17 protein-coding genes are annotated in these 15,328 nt (G+C 76.1%); 7 read left to right on the forward strand and 10 right to left on the reverse strand.

Annotated features, from left to right (window positions below; genetic code table 11):
- Positions 1-8 precede the first annotated feature (8 nt).
- From ACI8AX_RS07745 to ACI8AX_RS07755, 3 genes are all read right to left on the reverse strand, one after another.
- On the reverse strand, positions 9-317 hold the full coding sequence (locus ACI8AX_RS07745) for a metal-sensitive transcriptional regulator (protein ID WP_456549213.1): 309 nt from the start codon (positions 315-317) through the stop codon (positions 9-11).
- Between the two features lie 33 nt (positions 318-350).
- A complete protein-coding gene (locus tag ACI8AX_RS07750; protein WP_456549214.1) occupies positions 351-731 on the reverse strand; it encodes a helix-turn-helix domain-containing protein in 381 nt (126 codons plus the stop codon).
- Positions 732-804: 73 nt separating this feature from the next.
- Positions 805-1,314: an Hsp20/alpha crystallin family protein gene (locus tag ACI8AX_RS07755; protein ID WP_456549215.1), complete on the reverse strand. Its 510-nt coding sequence runs from the start codon at positions 1,312-1,314 to the stop codon at positions 805-807.
- 456 nt (positions 1,315-1,770) lie between these two features.
- Between ACI8AX_RS07755 and ACI8AX_RS07760 the strand changes: the two genes are divergently transcribed.
- The 4 genes from ACI8AX_RS07760 to ACI8AX_RS07775 are packed head-to-tail and all read left to right on the forward strand — an operon-like array spanning position 1,771 to position 4,398.
- Complete coding sequence (locus ACI8AX_RS07760) at positions 1,771-2,088, forward strand: STAS domain-containing protein (protein WP_456549216.1); 318 nt, start codon at positions 1,771-1,773, stop codon at positions 2,086-2,088.
- Between the two features lie 9 nt (positions 2,089-2,097).
- Positions 2,098-3,411, forward strand: a complete 1,314-nt coding sequence (locus tag ACI8AX_RS07765; RefSeq protein WP_456549217.1) for a YibE/F family protein — start codon at positions 2,098-2,100, stop codon at positions 3,409-3,411.
- Entirely contained in the window at positions 3,408-4,079 is a 672-nt protein-coding gene (locus ACI8AX_RS07770; protein ID WP_456549218.1) for a class I SAM-dependent methyltransferase, read from the forward strand. The genes ACI8AX_RS07765 and ACI8AX_RS07770 overlap by 4 nt, the downstream gene beginning before the upstream one ends.
- Positions 4,069-4,398 (forward strand): TraR/DksA family transcriptional regulator, encoded by a 330-nt coding sequence (locus ACI8AX_RS07775; protein ID WP_456549219.1) that lies wholly within the window; start codon positions 4,069-4,071, stop codon positions 4,396-4,398. Before ACI8AX_RS07770 ends, ACI8AX_RS07775 begins: the two co-directional genes overlap by 11 nt.
- Positions 4,399-4,466: 68 nt before the next feature.
- Here ACI8AX_RS07775 and ACI8AX_RS07780 read toward each other — a convergent pair whose 3' ends face one another.
- The 5 genes from ACI8AX_RS07780 to ACI8AX_RS07800 are packed head-to-tail and all read right to left on the reverse strand — an operon-like array spanning position 4,467 to position 9,476.
- Positions 4,467-5,411, reverse strand: a complete 945-nt coding sequence (locus tag ACI8AX_RS07780) for a glycosyltransferase family 2 protein (protein ID WP_456549220.1) — start codon at positions 5,409-5,411, stop codon at positions 4,467-4,469.
- Complete coding sequence (locus tag ACI8AX_RS07785; RefSeq protein ID WP_456549221.1) at positions 5,408-6,283, reverse strand: glycosyltransferase family 2 protein; 876 nt, start codon at positions 6,281-6,283, stop codon at positions 5,408-5,410. The genes ACI8AX_RS07780 and ACI8AX_RS07785 overlap by 4 nt, the downstream gene beginning before the upstream one ends.
- A gap of 29 nt (positions 6,284-6,312) precedes the next feature.
- Entirely contained in the window at positions 6,313-7,344 is a 1,032-nt protein-coding gene (locus ACI8AX_RS07790) for a prenyltransferase (RefSeq protein ID WP_456549222.1), read from the reverse strand.
- A 46-nt stretch (positions 7,345-7,390) separates the two neighbouring features.
- Complete coding sequence (locus ACI8AX_RS07795) at positions 7,391-8,197, reverse strand: class I SAM-dependent methyltransferase (protein WP_456549223.1); 807 nt, start codon at positions 8,195-8,197, stop codon at positions 7,391-7,393.
- Between the two features lie 10 nt (positions 8,198-8,207).
- Positions 8,208-9,476 carry a glycosyltransferase family 4 protein gene (locus ACI8AX_RS07800; RefSeq protein WP_456549224.1) on the reverse strand — a complete coding sequence of 423 codons (1,269 nt, stop codon included), beginning with the start codon at positions 9,474-9,476 and terminating at the stop codon, positions 8,208-8,210.
- A gap of 85 nt (positions 9,477-9,561) precedes the next feature.
- Here ACI8AX_RS07800 and ACI8AX_RS07805 point away from each other — a divergent pair, with 85 nt between their 5' ends.
- Together ACI8AX_RS07805 and ACI8AX_RS07810 are read left to right on the forward strand one after the other, a co-directional pair.
- On the forward strand, positions 9,562-9,855 hold the full coding sequence (locus tag ACI8AX_RS07805; RefSeq protein WP_456549225.1) for a Dabb family protein: 294 nt from the start codon (positions 9,562-9,564) through the stop codon (positions 9,853-9,855).
- A 121-nt stretch (positions 9,856-9,976) separates the two neighbouring features.
- Complete coding sequence (locus ACI8AX_RS07810) at positions 9,977-11,005, forward strand: DUF4192 domain-containing protein (protein ID WP_456549226.1); 1,029 nt, start codon at positions 9,977-9,979, stop codon at positions 11,003-11,005.
- Between the two features lie 3 nt (positions 11,006-11,008).
- Here ACI8AX_RS07810 and ACI8AX_RS07815 read toward each other — a convergent pair whose 3' ends face one another.
- A complete protein-coding gene (locus tag ACI8AX_RS07815; RefSeq protein WP_456549227.1) occupies positions 11,009-13,108 on the reverse strand; it encodes a prolyl oligopeptidase family serine peptidase in 2,100 nt (699 codons plus the stop codon).
- A gap of 84 nt (positions 13,109-13,192) precedes the next feature.
- Entirely contained in the window at positions 13,193-13,927 is a 735-nt protein-coding gene (locus ACI8AX_RS07820) for a metal-dependent transcriptional regulator (protein WP_456549228.1), read from the reverse strand.
- Between the two features lie 172 nt (positions 13,928-14,099).
- Here ACI8AX_RS07820 and ACI8AX_RS07825 point away from each other — a divergent pair, with 172 nt between their 5' ends.
- Positions 14,100-15,281, forward strand: a complete 1,182-nt coding sequence (locus tag ACI8AX_RS07825; protein WP_456549229.1) for an acetoin utilization protein AcuC — start codon at positions 14,100-14,102, stop codon at positions 15,279-15,281.
- Positions 15,282-15,328 lie beyond the last annotated feature (47 nt).

A 15,328-nucleotide genomic window follows, 5' to 3' on the forward strand; every position in this document is an offset into this window, starting at 1 on the left:
CCCGGGGGTCAGCTGCGGACGAGACGGGCGATGGCGGCCGAGGCCTCGCGGACCTTCTCCTCGGCCTCGGGGCCGCCGGCCTGCGCCGCGGCGACGACGCAGTGCGACATGTGCTCCTCGAGCAGGCCGAGCGCGACCGACTGCAGCGCGCTGGTCATGGCCGAGACCTGCGTGAGGATGTCGATGCAGTACTTCTCGTCCTCCACCATGCGCTGGAGGCCGCGGGCCTGGCCCTCGATGCGCCGCAGGCGCTTGAGGTAGTCGTCCTTGCGCGAGATGTACCCGTGCGGGGCGTGTGCGGCGGTGCCGTCGTCCATGGCTCACACCATACCCCCGTTGGGTATGTCCTGTCAGCCGGCGGTCGAGCCGTCCTGCTCGGCGCGCAGCCGGTCGACCGTCCCCTGGAGCCGGGCGGTGTCGGCGCGGGCGTCGGCGAGCTCGTCCTGCAGGCCGAGGATGACCTCGGCCGAGGCGAGGGTGTGCCCCTGGTCGAGGAGCGCGCGCAGCCGCGCGGCCAGGGTGAGCTGGGCCCGGGAGTAGCGGCGGTGGCCGCCGGGGGAGCGGTGCGGCCGGAGGACGCCGGACCCGTCGAGGCTGCGCAGGAACGCGGCCTGGACGCCGAGCAGGTCGGCGGCCTGGCTCATGGTCAGCGCGGGGAAGTCGGGGTCGTCGAGCCGGCGCAGCGGATCGCCGCCGTCCGCGCCGTCCGTCCCGGTCCTGCGTGCTGTCACGGTGCCTCCCCCTGGGACGACGGAGGGCCGGACCTCGCGGTCCGGCCCCCGGTCTCCGGTCGTCGAGCCGTCGTCAGCTCTCGACGGCCTTCTGCTGCTCCGGCTCGGACCCGGCGTGCTCGCCCTCGATGGTCCGCGCCTCCACGGCGGCCGGCGTGTCGGCCCGCGTCACGGTGATCTTGCGCGCCCGGGCCTTCTCCGCCACGGGGATGCTCACCGTGAGGACGCCGTCGTGGTAGTGCGCCTCGAGCCGGTCGGTGTCGAGGCTGCGGCCGAGGACCAGCTGGCGGGTGTAGCTGCCGAAGGGCCGCTCGGCGACGGTCCACTCCGCGCCCTCGATCTGCGGCACGGACCGCTCCGCGGAGATCGTGAGCGTGTTGCCCTCGACCGACAGGTCGATCGAGCCGGGGTCTACGCCCGGCAGGTCGAAGTGGGCGACGAAGTTGTCACCGACGCGGTAGGCGTCCATGGGCATGCCCGACAGGGGGCGGGCGGTGGTCGAGCCCGCGCGGCCGGTCAGCTGGTCCAGCGCCCGGAAGGCGGCGGACGTGGCGGCGAACGGGTCGTAGGCGGTCAGCATCATGGCTGGTCAACCTCCTGGTGGTTCGTGGTGTGTTCGCTGCCCGAGGCGAGAACCTCTAGTGGCAACTGGAGATTACCTCGCTCGCGCACTCCTGTAAACGTCCCTCTGCCGGTTTTGTTCCGCGTCGTCGCCCCCCAGGTCGTGGGGTGTCGTACGAGGCAACCCGTGGGCGACGCTGGAGTCGGCCGCGCGGGTGACGCGGCTCGAGGAGGAGCCACAGGTGACGCCACCGGACCCACGGCTGCGCCGGTTGCAGTCCCGCAGCCCCCGCCGCGGGAGCCTGCCCCCGGAGGGGTACCCGGGGCCACCCCCACCGCCGGCGCCCGCACCGCCGACGGGCACGCCGCCGGCGCCGGATGCCACGATCGGGGCGTGATCCGACCCGGAGCGGGGCAGGAGGTGCCCGTGGAGGAGACCCCCAGCGGAGCAGGACCCACCGGAACCGACGTCCTGGACGTGAGCGAGCGACGGGACGGTGAGGTCTGCCGGCTCACCCTCACCGGCGAGCTGACCGAGGCCGCCCGCCGGCCCCTGGTCCGCGCCCTCACCGACGTGTTGCTCGAGGTCCCGACGCTGCGCCGGGTGGAGCTGCTGCTCGGCGACGTCACGTTCATGAACAGCGCGGGCATGGCGGTGCTCGTCCAGCTGCAGAAGATGACCGCCCCGCGGGGCGTCGACATCGTCCTGGTGCGGCCGCGCGCGGTCGTCGCCCGGCCGCTGCAGCTGTCGGGGCTCTGGCACCGCTTCACGGTCACCGAGGAGCCGGGCACCTAGCCTGACCGGGTGCCGTCCCGCCACTCGCACGACCCCCTCGGCCACGCCGGCCACTCGCACGGGCCCGACCCGGACGCGCCGCCGCCGTCGGCCGAGGTCCTCGCCCGCCGCCGGCGCGCGGTGCGCCTCATGCTGTTCCTGCTGGTGCCCGTCGGCCTGGCCACCATCGCCGGCCTGGTCGTGCTGTGGCCCTCGGACGAGCCGAGCCGCGCCCAGCAGGCCGCCGACGTGCAGCTGCCGGCCGGTACGACGTACGCCGACGGCCGCGTCGTCTCCGTGGACCCCTTCGACTGCTCCCTGCCCGGTGGCGACGGTTCCGTCCAGCAGCTGACCTGCGCCTCGGTCGTGGTCGAGGTCCTGGAGGGCGAGGGAGCGGGGGAGTTCCAGCAGCTCGAGCTCCCGGCGGAGGTCTACGCCTCAGGGGTCGAGGTCGACGACGTCCTGGTCCTCACCCGCGACGGCGGCGCGGCGGGGGGCGCCAGCTACTCCTTCGCCGACTACGAGCGCACGACGCCGCTGGTCGTCTACGCGGTGGCGTTCGCGCTCGTGGTCGCCGCGGTCGCCCGCCTGCGGGGCCTCGCGGCGCTGGTGGGGCTCGCGTTCGCCTTCGTCGTGCTGCTGCAGTTCGTGCTGCCCGGGCTGCTCTCCGGGGAGTCCCCGACCGCGGTCACCCTCGTCGGTTCCGCGGCCATCATGTTCGTCGTCCTCTACCTGGCCCACGGCTTCTCCGCGCGGACGACGACGGCCCTGGTCGGCACCCTCTTCGGGCTGGCCCTCGTGGCGGTGCTCGGCGCCGTCGCCGTCAGCGCGGCCCGCCTGACGGGGCTCACCAGCGAGGAGACGGTGACCCTCCAGGGCTACGACCCCGGCCTGGACTTCTCCGGGCTGGTGATCGCCGGCGTGGTGGTGGCGGGCCTGGGCGTGCTCAACGACGTCACGATCACGCAGGCGTCGGCGATCTGGCAGCTGCACGAGGTGGACACCTCCATGGGCTGGCGGCAGCTCTACCGCCGGGGCATGGCCGTCGGGCGCGACCACATCGCCTCGACCGTCTACACCGTCGTCTTCGCCTACGCCGGCGCCGCCCTGCCCCTGCTGCTGCTGTTCGAGCTCTACTCCCGCCCGGTCGGCATCACCCTGACCAGCTCGAGCCTGGCCGAGGAGGTGATCCGTACGCTGGTCGGCGGCATCGCGCTCGTCCTCGCGGTGCCGGTGACCACGGCCGTCGGGGCCTTCTTCGCCACGGCCTCGCGAACGGAGACGGACACGATGTCGGACAGCAGGTCCCCCCTGACCGCCCTGCGGACCCGGTTCGCCCGGTGAGGCCCCGTCCCGAGGCTCACGCCGAGCTCGCGAGGGGTGAGGAGGACGGGGTCCTCCGCCTGCTGGCCGCCGCCGAGGCGGCCGAGGGGTTCATGCCCGCCGACGAGGGGCGCGCCCTGTACGAGGCGGCCCGCGCCGTCGCCGTCCCCGGGCCGCTGCTCGAGGTCGGCAGCTGGATGGGCAAGTCCGCGCTCTACCTCGCCGCGGCCGCCCGCGAGACCGGCCGGCAGGTCGTGACCGTCGACCACCACCGCGGCTCCGAGGAGCACCAGCCGGGCTGGGAGTACCACGACCCCGCGCTCGTCGACCCGCACGTGGGCCTGATCGACACGCTGCCGCGGTTCCGCCGGCAGATCGCCGAGGCCGGGGCCGAGGACGTCGTCGTCGCCGTGGTCACCCGGTCGGAGACGCTGGCGCCGCTGTGGGCCACGCCGCTCGCGCTGCTGTTCCTCGACGGCAGCCACACCGAGGAGTCCGCGCGCCGCGACCAGGACGCCTGGGTGGCCAAGCTGGCCGTCGGCGGCACGCTGGCCATCCACGACGTCTTCCCCGACCCGGCCGACGGCGGGCAGGCCCCCTTCGGCGTCTACCAGCGGGTCGTCGCCTCCGGGGACTTCGCGGAGCTGCCCGGCACGGGGTCGCTGCGGCTGCTGCGGCGTGTCCGCTGACCCGCTGGTCGCCGAGCGCGACGCCGCGCTGGCCTCGATCGCGGCGCTGACCGGCGAGTTCGACGCCGTCGTCGCCGCGTCGAAGGCGTCCAACGCCGACGACGAGCACGACCCCGAGGGCGCCACCATCGCCTTCGAGCGGCAGCAGGTCGCCGCCCTGCTCGCCGCCGCCCGCCGCCGGCTGGCCGACGCCGAGGCCGCGCTGGCCCGTCGGGCCGACGGCAGCTACGGCGTGTGCGAGGGCTGCGGCGGCGCCATCGCGCCCGAGCGACTGGCCGCCCGCCCCGCGGCGCGCACCTGCATCACCTGCGCCCGCTGAGCGTGCCGCCGGCCTCCTCGCAGGGCCCGCCGCGAGCCCGCGAGCGGTGAGGGACGAGGGGTCCTCCATCAGCTCACGTACCGCCGGGCCGTCGACCGGCGCTGCGCGGCGTCGAGGGCGGCGAACCGTGCCTCGGCGTGCGGCGGCAGGACCCGCCGCTCCCGGGCCACCCAGCCGGCGCCGCGTGCGGCCGCCAGCAACCCCGCCGCCGTCACCCGGTCCCGCGGCAGCGTCCGCAGCAGGTGGGCGGTGCGGCGCAGCGCCGGCCCCAGCGGCCGGCGCAGCCACGTGGTCCACAGGGTGTTGCGGATGCCGTCGCGGCGACGCCGGTGCGGGTCGCGCGCCCGGCTGGCCTGGTGGTGCACGGTGAGCTGCGGCAGGTAGCACAGCTCCCACCCGGCCGCGGCGAGGTCACCGGCCATGAGCTCCTCCTCGCCGCCGAGCCACAGGCGCGACGAGAACCCGCCGACCGCGTCGAAGGCCTCCCGGCGGACCACCGACGCGCCGGCGAGGAACGACCCCAGCGCCGGACCGGGCAGCCAGGGGGCGCCGGGGACGGGGGAGTCGCGCAGCTCCGGCACGATCGGGTCCTCCGTGCCGCCGGGCTCGATGAGGATCCGCGCGGTCACCACCGCCAGCCGCGGGTGGGCGTCGAGGACGTCGGCCGCCGTGCGCAGCGAGCCCGGCTCCCACCAGGTGTCGTCGTCGCAGAACGCCACGTAGGGGGTGCCCAGCCGGGCGACGCCGACGTTGCGGCCGGTGGCGCCCAGGTTGGTCGGGCTGGCGACGAGCTCCACCTGCGGGAACCGCGTCCGGACGGCGTCGGCCGTGCCGTCGGTCGAGCCGTTGTCGACCACGACGACGTGCGGCTGCTCGGGCAGCGCGAGCAGCCGCTCGAGGGCCAGCAGCAGCTCCTCCCGCCGCTGGTGGGTGATGACGACGACGGCGATCCGCGGGTCGGGGGACGGTTCGGGTGCTGGCGTCGGGGTCGGCCGGTCGACGGTGCTCGTCACCGGGCGCCCTCCAGCAGCCGCCGCTTCGCCAGGACCGGCTCGGGTGCCCGCCGCCGGCGGCGCAGCGCCCGCGGCACCTCGGGCAGGGCGCGGACCAGACCCCGGCGCTCCGCCGTCCCCGCCCGCAGGGCGGCGAGGGCGACCCGCGCCACGTCGCCGGCCGGCAGCCGCATGACCGCGGTCAGCACCCGGGACCGCCAGATGGCGGTGCGCCGGGCGGCCGGGTCGTGCCGGCGCACCGAGGGGTGGTGGTGCACCGTGACGCTGTCGACGTAGGCCAGCCCCCAGCCCGCCGCGGCGAGGTCGAGGCTGAGCCGCTCCTCTTCCCCGGGGAAGCGCACCACCGGGTCGAAGCCGCCCACGGCGAGGAACGCCTCGGTCCGCACCATGGCGCCGCAGGCGACGAAGCCCAGCAGCGACGGGCCGGGCAGGTCCGGCTCGGTGCCCAGCGGGCTGGCCGCCATCTCGGCGCAGACGGGGTCGAGCCGCTCCTCGGGGCCGACCAGGATGCGGGCGTTGAGCACCGCCAGCCGCGGGTGGGCGCGCATGGTCGCCGCGGCGCGGGCCAGGTCGCCCGGCGCCCACCACGAGTCGTCGTCGGCGAAGGCGACGAACGGCGTGCCGGCCGCCTCGGCACCGATGGTGCGGGCCCGTGCGCCGATGTTCTCGGTCAGCGGCAGCACCGTCACGTCGGGGTGGGCGGCCCGCACCGCCTCGACCGAGCCGTCGGTCGAGGCGTTGTCCACGAACACCACCGGCGCCTCGTGCCGCGGCAGCGAGGAGAGCAGGTCCTCCCGCCGGTCCCGGCTCATGACCACCACCGTGACGTCGTCGGTGACCGGCCGGGGCGGGTGCGGGGAGGTGCTGACCACGCCCACCTCCTGCCCGGCCCGGAGCGGGGTCAACCGGTGCGCGGGCTGAACTCCTCGCCCGCCTCCACCGGCGGCAGCGCGGCCGGGTCGGCGAACAGACCGGCGGCGCCCGTGGCGCCGCAGATGGCGTCGGCGGCCAGGACGACGGCGGCCGCCGTCCACGTGGTGCGCTCGACCGGCCAGCGCTTGCCGTCGGCGAAGACCAGGCCGGTCCAGTACGCGCCGTCCGGGTCGCGCAGGTGCTGCATCGCGGCGACCTGCTCGAGGGCGTCGTCGGGCCGGCCGGCGGCGGTGAGCGCCAGCGCGAGCTCGCAGGTCTCGGCGCCGGTGACCCAGGGCCGGTCGGACACGCACCGGATGCCCAGGCCCGGGACGACGAAGGTCTCCCAGCCCTCGGCGAACCGGTCGGTGGCCGCCTCCCCGGTCAGCGCGCCGCCGAGCACGGGGTAGTACCAGTCCATCGAGTACCGGGAGCGGTCGGCGAAGTCGCCGGGGCGGGCGCGCAGGGCCGTGCCGAGGTCGACGGCGGCGAGCTCCCAGTCCGGCTGCGGGTCGCCGACGAGCGCGGCGAGCGCCACGCCGCAGCGCAGCGCCTGGAACAGGCTGGAGTTGCCGGTGAGCAGCGCCGTCGTGTCCGGCGTGCCGTCGGGCCGCAGCGCCCAGCCGATCGCGCCCCCGGGCAGCTGCATGCGGGTGACCAGGTCCAGCCCGCGGCGCACGGCGGGCCAGAGCTCGGCGACCAGGGCGTCGTCCCCCGTCGTGAGCCACCGGTGCCACAGGCCGACCGCGAGGTACCCGGCGTGGTTGCTCTCCACGGCGGGGGAGGTCTCGGTGTAGCCGGCCCCGGGGCCGGCCCGGAACTCGGCGGCCCAGGAGCCGTCGGGCCGCTGGCGCCCGGCGAGCCAGCGGTAGGCCGCCGCCGACCGGTCGTGGCGCCCGCCGACGTCGAGGGCCATCGCGGCCTCGATCGAGTCCCAGGGGTCGAGCTGGCCGCCGCAGAACCAGGGCAGCGCACCGTCGGCGTCCTGCTGGCCGGCGATCCAGTCGACCGTCTGGCGCACCTGCCCGCCCGAGAGGACGCCGGGCAGCTCCGGCAGGTGCGCCCGCTCAGCGCGCAGCGGCCCGCTCCCGCTCGGCTCCGGCGGCGGTCGCCGACCAGCGCCGGGCCGCCGGGGCGCCGGCCACCGCCGCCTCGTCCGCGTCGGCGACCGGCTTGTCCGCGTAGACGACCAGGCTCTTGCCGATCAGGGGGTCGAGGACCTTCTCCGCCGCGCGGGTGACCCAGGGCCGCTTCGTCAGGTCCCAGACCAGCAGCCGGTGGTAGGCGCGGACGGCGGCGTTGTCGCGCTCGACGCCGGTCGCGCACTTGAGCCACCAGAAGGGCGCGTGCAGCGCGTGGGCGTGGTGCCCCGGGCCGGGCTCCAGCCCCACCGCGGTCAGCCGGGCCCGCAGGTCGGCGCCGCGGTAGATGCGGATGTGGCCGCCCTCGTTGGCGTGGTACTCGTCGGACAGGGCCCAGCAGATCCGCTCCGGCAGCCAGCGCGGCACGCTGACGGCGACCCGCCCGCCGGGCTTGAGGACGCGGGCGATCTCGGCCATGGCCGCGGCGTCGTCGGGGATGTGCTCCAGCACCTCGGCGGCGATGACCCGGTCGACGCTGGCGTCGGGCACCGGCAGGTGCAGGAGGTCGCCGCGGACCGCGGTGGCGGAGGCGCCGGCCGGGGCCTCGCCGGCCTCCCCGATGGCGGTCAGCCACCTCCGCGTGGTGCGGACCTCGTCGGTGCCCCAGTCGAGGGCCACGACCCGGGCGCCGCGCCGGAGGGCCTCGAAGGCGTGCCGGCCCTCGCCGCAGCCCAGGTCGAGCAGGGTCATGCCCGGGCGCAGGTCGAGCAGGTCGTAGTCGACGGTCAGCACGGGGGCGTCCTCACTGGTCGGCCTTCTTCCGGTCGAGCACCTCGGCGTACCAGGCGGCGGTGCGCTCGGCCGCGGCGCGCCAGGTGTAGGACGCGAGCACCCGCCGACGGCCGGCGCGGCCGAGCTGCTCCTGCAGGGCGGGGGAGTCGAGCACCAGCTTGAGCGCCGCGGTGAGCTCGTCGACGTCGCCGGCCTTGACCCGGACGCCGGCCTGGCTGCCGACCACCTCGGGCAGCGCGCCGGCGTCGGTGGTGACCAGCGGGGTGCCGCAGGCCATCGCCTCGATCGCCGGCAGCGAGAAGCCCTCGTACAGCGACGGGATCGCCACGACCGCGGCCTGCTGCAGCAGCCGGACCAGGTCGGCCTCGGGCAGCGAGCCGGTGAAGGTGACCGCGTCGTGCAGGGCGAGCCGGTCCAGGGCCGTCTGCGCCGGCCCGCCGGGCCGGGCGCTGCCGACGACGGTGAGCCGGACCGTGCGCTCGGTGCGCAGCTTCGCGACCGCCTCGAGCAGGTGCACCAGCCCCTTGAGCGGGACGTCGGCGCTGGTGACCACCACGATCGAGTCGGGGTCGCGCGGCCGGTCCGCCGGGGGCGGGGTGAACACGTCGGGGTCGATGCCGACCGGGATGACCGAGATCCGCTCCGGCGGCACGCCGAGGTGGGTGCCGATGTCGGTGCGCGAGTTCTCCGAGACGGTCGTGATGGCGTCCAGCCGCGGGGCGACGCGTGCCTGCATGCGGGTGAACGCGTACCAGCGGCGCAGGGTCAGCTTGCGGAACAGCGACGGCGCCGCGGCCAGGTCCAGCTGCCGGTCGATGGCCACCGGGTGGTGCACCGTCGCGACCGTGGGCACCCCGGCCCGCACCAGCCGCAGCAGGCCGTACCCCAGGCACTGGTTGTCGTGGACGATGTCGAACGGGGCGAGCGCGTCGTCCCCCCGGCGCGCCAGGAGCAGCCGCGCGGCGCGCAGGCTGAAGGTGAGCGGCTCCGGGAAGCCGGCGGCGGCCATCGTCGCCCACTCGGCGACGTCGACCCAGTCGCGGATCTCCGACGGGCGGACGATCCGGAAGGGGTCGGGCTCCCGGTACAGGTCGAGGCTGGGCACGCGGACCAGCGGGACGCCGTCGTCGAGCTCGGGGTAGGGCTGGCCGCTGAGGACCTGCACGTCGTGCCCGAGCTCGGCCAGTTCCCGCGACAGCGCCCGGACGTAGATGCCCTGACCGCCGCTGTGCGGCTTGCTCCGGTAGGACAGCAAGGCGATGCGCAGCGGCCGTCCCATGACCCGGACTCTAACGACTCGCTGTTCCAGGCCGGTGCAGCGCGGTCGGGTGCGTGGCCGCGGGGGTCGGTGACAGGGTGGCCGCATGCTGCGCCACGTGGTCGTGTTCACCTGGTCCGCCGACGCCGACGAGGAGCGCCGGGCCGCCACCCTCGCCGAGCTGCGCCGCCTGCCGGAGACGGTCGGCGGGATGACGTCCTTCGCCATCGGTCCCGACGCCGGCCTGCGCGAGGGCAACGCGCACGCGGCGCTGGTGGCCGACTTCCCCGACGCCGCGGCCTGGCGCCGCTATGCCGAGGACCCCGTGCACCTGAAGGTCATCGCCGACCACGTGACGCCGATCCTCGCGTCGCGCACCGCGGTCCAGTACGAGGTCTGAGACCGCACCGACCGGGCACGGGCCACCGACAGGTCCCGCGGGGACGTCCACAGCCCGGCGGTGGGTCCACAGTTCCCCTCGCTGCGCCCGACGGCGGGCCGGGGCGACCCACCGTCGGGGCATGGACGAACCCCCGCGCGCCTCGGTGCGCGTCTCCGGCACGGGTGCGGTCGTGGCCGCGCTGCCCGCCCTGCTCGGCTTCTCCCCGCGCGAGTCCGTCGTCGTCGTGGCGTTGGACGACGACGGGCTGGTCGCGCTGACCGTCCGCACCGACCTGCCCCCGGGGCCCGACCCGGCGCCGACCGTCCGGGACCTGGCCCGCCGGGCGGTCCGCGGGGAGCCGGCCGCGGTGCTGGTGGTGGTCGTGTCGGAGGCGCCGGACGACGCCACGCCCCTGCCGGGGGCGCCGGGCGAGGTGGTGGCCGGTCTGCCGCACCGCGCGGTCGTCCACGACCTGGTGCTCGCGCTGACCGCCCTCTACGTCCCGGTGCACGACGTGCTGCTCGTGCGGTCGGGTCGCTGGTGGTCCTACGACTGCGCGGGCCCCTGCTGCGCGCCCGGGGCCGGCACGCCGCTGCCGGGCGGGGTGTCCCCGGTGGCGGTGGCGGCCATCGCCGCCGGCGCGGTGATCGCGCCGGACCGGGCGGCCCTCGGCGCGCGGATCGCCCGGGTGCCGGGCCCGGACCCCGCCGTCCTCGCGGCGGCCGCCGGGCGGGTGACCGCGGCCGCGGCCGCCGCCGACCGCGGCTGGTCGCTGCTCGTCGAGGCCCTGGAGCTGTGCCGCCCGGGGGCGGCCGCCGCGGTCCCGGACCCCGTGCTGGCCGCGGTGGTGTGGGCGCTGACCGACCGGGACCTGCGCGACCGCGCCCTGGGGTTCGCCCTCGGCGCGGACGCCGCGGCGGCCGAGGTGCTCTGGACCGAGTGCACCCGGCGGGCGCCGGCGCCGCTCGACGCCGCGCCCGCGACGCTGCTCGCTGTCTCCGCGTGGCTGCGCGGGGACGGCGCGATGGCCGACATCGCGCTCGAGCGTGCGCTGGCCAGCCTGCCGGGCTACCACCTCGCCGGGCTGCTGACGCAGGGCCTGGCCGAGTGCCTGCCGCCCGCCGCGCTGCGCGCCGTCATCACCGACGTCGTCGAGCGCGGCACGTGACCCTCAGAGCAGCTCGGGGCGCTCCCAGGCCTGGTCGAGGACGTGCTCTGCCAGGAAGGACAGCACGGTCTCGTACCAGATCGTCGAGTTGCCGGGCGTGAGCACCCAGTGGTTCTCGTCGGGGAAGTACAGGAACCTGGAGGGGACGCCGCGTTTCTGCAGGCCGTACCAGAGCTGCAGCGCCTCACCGATCGGCACCCGGTAGTCCCGGTCGCCGTGGATCACGAGCATCGGGGTGCGGATGGCGTCGACGAAGCGGTGCGGGGAGTGCAGCTCGTAGCGGCGGGGCTCGGTGAACGGGTCGCCCCACTCCTTCTCCCAGTAGTAGGCCGCGTCGGTGGTACCGACGAAGGAGTCGAGGTTCCACAGGCTCGCGTGGGTCACGATGGCGCGGAAACGGTCGGTCTGGGTCGCGATCCAGTTGGCCATGTAGCCGCCGAACGACCCGCCCATCGCCGCCGTGCGCCCGGCGTCGAGGTCGGGCCGCTCGAGCGCGGCGTCGACGGCGGCCATCAGGTCGGTGTACGGCGCCTCGCCCCAAGAGCCCCAGCCCCGCCGGACGAAGTCCTGCCCGAACCCCTGCGACAGCGCCGGGTTGGGCAGCAGGACGGCGTAGCCCCGGGCGGCCATGACCCACGGGCACCAGCGCCACGACCAGGAGTTCCAGCTCATCAGCGGACCGCCGTGGACCCACAGCAGCAGCGGTGCCGGCGACTCGGCCGAGGCGCCCTCGGGCAGCACGAGCCACGACTGCACGCGCGCCCCGTCGGCGGCCGTCGCGACGACCTCGTGGAGGGTGCCGGGCAGCGGCCCCAGCGCACCGGGGGAGGGCAGGCCGGCCGGCTGCTGCATCGGCGTCTCGGGGTCCAGCCGCACCGGCATCGGCGGCTCGTCGTAGGCCGAGCGCAGCGCGTAGAGGGCGGTGCCGTCGCGGGCCACCCGCAGGTCGCTGTAGGCGCCGTCGGCGGTCAGCCGCACCGGCTCGCCGCCGGCGACGGGCACGCGGAAGAGGGCGTGCCGGCCGTCGTCGTCGGCGAGGAAGTAGACGACCGACCCGTCGGCGCCGAACTGCGGCGCGCTGGGCCACCGGTCGAACCCCGGGGTGAGGTCGCGGGCCTCACCGCTGCCGACGTCGACGAGCAGCAGCGTGTAGTCCGGCGGCTCGGTGTAGCTCGACAGCGCCTCGCGGACGCACACGACCGCCGAGCCGTCGGGGGAGAAGCGGGCGGAGTAGACGTCGGCCAGCGGGTCGTCGACCAGCGGCCGGGACTCCCTGGTGGCGGTGTCGAGCACCGCGACGCGGTTGCGCTGGCCGGCCGGGCCGTCGGGCATCGACTCGACGTACAGCAGCAGCGTGCCGTCGGGGGAGAGGGCGGGGTCCTCCCCGCCGCCGGCCGGCGGACGGGCCCCGGGCGTCAGGTCGCGCAGCGCGACCGGCTGCGGCGCCGCGGCGGAGGGGTCCTCCGCGGGCAGCTGCCCCGCCCAGTAGAGGTGCGAGGTCTCGGGGCCGAGGTCGCTGTCCCAGTAGCGCACCGGGTAGCGCTCGTGGAGCACCGCGGTGACCCCGGCGTCCTTGCGCGCCTTGCGCCGGGCGGCCTCCTGCTCGGCGTCGGTGGCGCCCGGCATGGCGCGGGCGACGACCACGACGTCCCCGCTGTCGGCGGCGACGGTGACCGCGCCGACCCCACCCGGGTGACCGACGACGAGCCGGGCCTCGCCGCCGTCTGCCGGCAGGCTCCACAGCGCGGGCTTCGGGTCACCGGTGTCCGCGCCGGCGTCGGGGTCGGGCCGGGCGGAGGTGAACAGCAGCGAGCCGTCGGGGGCGAAGACCGGCGCCGACTCGCCGGGGGCGCTGCGGGTGAGCCGCCGCGGGGCCCGCCGGCCCTCGGGGTCGACCTCCCACAACGCCGAGACCCACTTCTTCCGCTCGGGGTCCAGGGTCTGCACCGAGACCGCGAGCCGCCGCGCGTCGGGGGACAGCGCCAGTCCGGTGACCCGCGGCAGGGCGACGAAGTCGGCCAGCCGCTCGAACGGGTTCGTGGCGGGGGCGTCCCCCGCGGGGGCGGCGGGCTCGGCGGGGGGAGTGGCGTCGGGGGAGCTCACCCCGGCCACCGTAGTGAGCGGGGCCGACACGCGCCGGAGCCGCCGTCCCCGGGGGGACGACGGCTCCGGGATGCGTTGGTCGGGCTAGAGCAGCGGCGCCGCCTGGGCGGGCGTGAGCTCCTCGTCGAGCGCGTTGACGAACACGTGCTGGGCCACGCCGGCGGGCAGCAGCTCGCCGTCGACGCTCACCGTGTCGCGCTCCACCCGGGCCAGGACGGTCGCACCCGGCCGCAGTCCCTGCTCGGCCAGGGAGCGGATGAGGTCGGTGTCCTCCTGCAGCTGCTCGCTGATCCGGCGGATCTCCACCCGGCGACCGTCGGGCGTGGCCGTGGTCGACAGCAGGGTCAGCGCGTCGAGCACCGCCGAGGTCTCGCCGCCGACCGGCGCCGCCGGGGACTCGCCGCCGAGCTCGTCGAGCCCGGGGATGGGGTTGCCGAAGGGGGAGACCGTCGGGTTGCCGAGCAGGGCGAGGAGCTTCTTCTCCACCGCCTCGCTCATGACGTGCTCCCAGCGGCAGGCCTCCTCGTGGACGTCGGCGTACTCCAGGCCGATGACGTCGACCAGCAGGCACTCGGCCAGGCGGTGCTTGCGCATGACCGCGGTCGCCAGCCGGCGGCCCTCCTCGGACAGCTGCAGGTGCCGGTCGCCCTCGACGGTGAGCAGGCCGTCGCGCTCCATGCGGGCCACCGTCTGGCTCACGGTGGGACCGCTCTGGTGCAGGCGCTCGGCGATGCGGGCACGGAGGGGGACGACCCCCTCCTCCTCGAGCTCGAAGATGGTGCGGAGGTACATCTCCGTGGTGTCGATCAGGTCGTTCACAGCTCTCCTCCGTGTCACCGCCCATCGTACGGGCGGGCACCGACTTCCCGGGCTCGCCGGAGCAGGTGAACGGCGCCACGCCACGCCGGATTCCCGGCGGTAGCGTCGGGCACCCCGGGACCGGGCCCGACAGCGGGCGCGCGGCCCGCACGACCGGCGAGGAGGACGGCGCATGAGCGACTCGCTCGCCGTGATCTGGGACGACGCGCTGCTCGGTTACACGATGGGCGGCGAGCACCCCATGCACCCGGTGCGGCTCGACCTCACGGTGCGGCTGGCCGACGGCCTCGGCGTCCTCTCCGGCGACCGGGTCACCGTGGTGAAGCCGGCGCCGGCCGACGAGGAGCTGCTCACGCTGGTCCACGACCCGGCGTACCTGGAGGCCGTGCGGCGCGCGCCGGCCGACCACGGCGTCGGCCACGGCCTGGGCACCGACGACAACCCGATCTTCGCGGGCATGTACGACGCCGCGGCGCTGATCACCGGCGGCAGCGTCCAGGCCGCCCGCATGGTGCACGAGGGGTCGGCGCAGCACGCGGTCAACATCGCCGGCGGCCTGCACCACGCCATGCGCGACCGGGCGTCGGGCTTCTGCGTGTTCAACGACGCCGCGGTGGCCATCGCCTGGCTGCTCGCGCAGGGGTACGAGCGGATCGCCTACGTCGACGTCGACGTGCACCACGGCGACGGCGTCCAGGCCGCCTTCTACGACGACCCGCGGGTGCTGACGATCAGCATCCACCAGACCCCCCTCACGCTGTTCCCGGGGACCGGCTTCCCGGAGGAGACCGGCGACCCGGACAAGGCGCTGGGCAGCGCGGTGAACCTCGCGCTGCCCAACGGCACCGACGACTCGGGCTGGCTGCGGGCGTTCCACGCGGTGGTCCCCGGCGCGCTGAAGGCCTTCCAGCCGCAGATCCTGGTCACCCAGTGCGGCTGCGACGCCCACCACGAGGACCCGATGGCCGACCTGGGGCTCACCGTCGACGGCCAGCGGGCCAGCTACCGGGCGCTGCACGACCTCGCCCACCAGCTGTGCGACGGGCGGTGGGTCGCCCTCGGCGGCGGCGGGTACGGGCTGGTGCGGTGCGTGCCGCGGGCCTGGACGCACCTGCTCGCCGAGGCCGGCGGCGACCCGCTGGACCCGGCCACGGAGATCCCCGGGTCGTGGCGGGAGGACGTCGTCCGGCGCGGGCTGCGGGCCCGGCCGCCCACGCACATGACCGAGGGGGGCTACACCGGCTTCGCCCACTGGGACCCGTTCACCGAGTCCCGCGTGGACCGGGCCATCCTGCGCACCCGCCGCGCCTCCTACCCGTACTTCGGCCTGGACCCGGACGACCCCCGTGACTGAGGACCCCGTCCTCCTCACCACTCGCGAGCTGGCGGCGAGCCTCGGGA

This window comes from Blastococcus sp. SYSU D00813, from assembly GCF_054050735.1.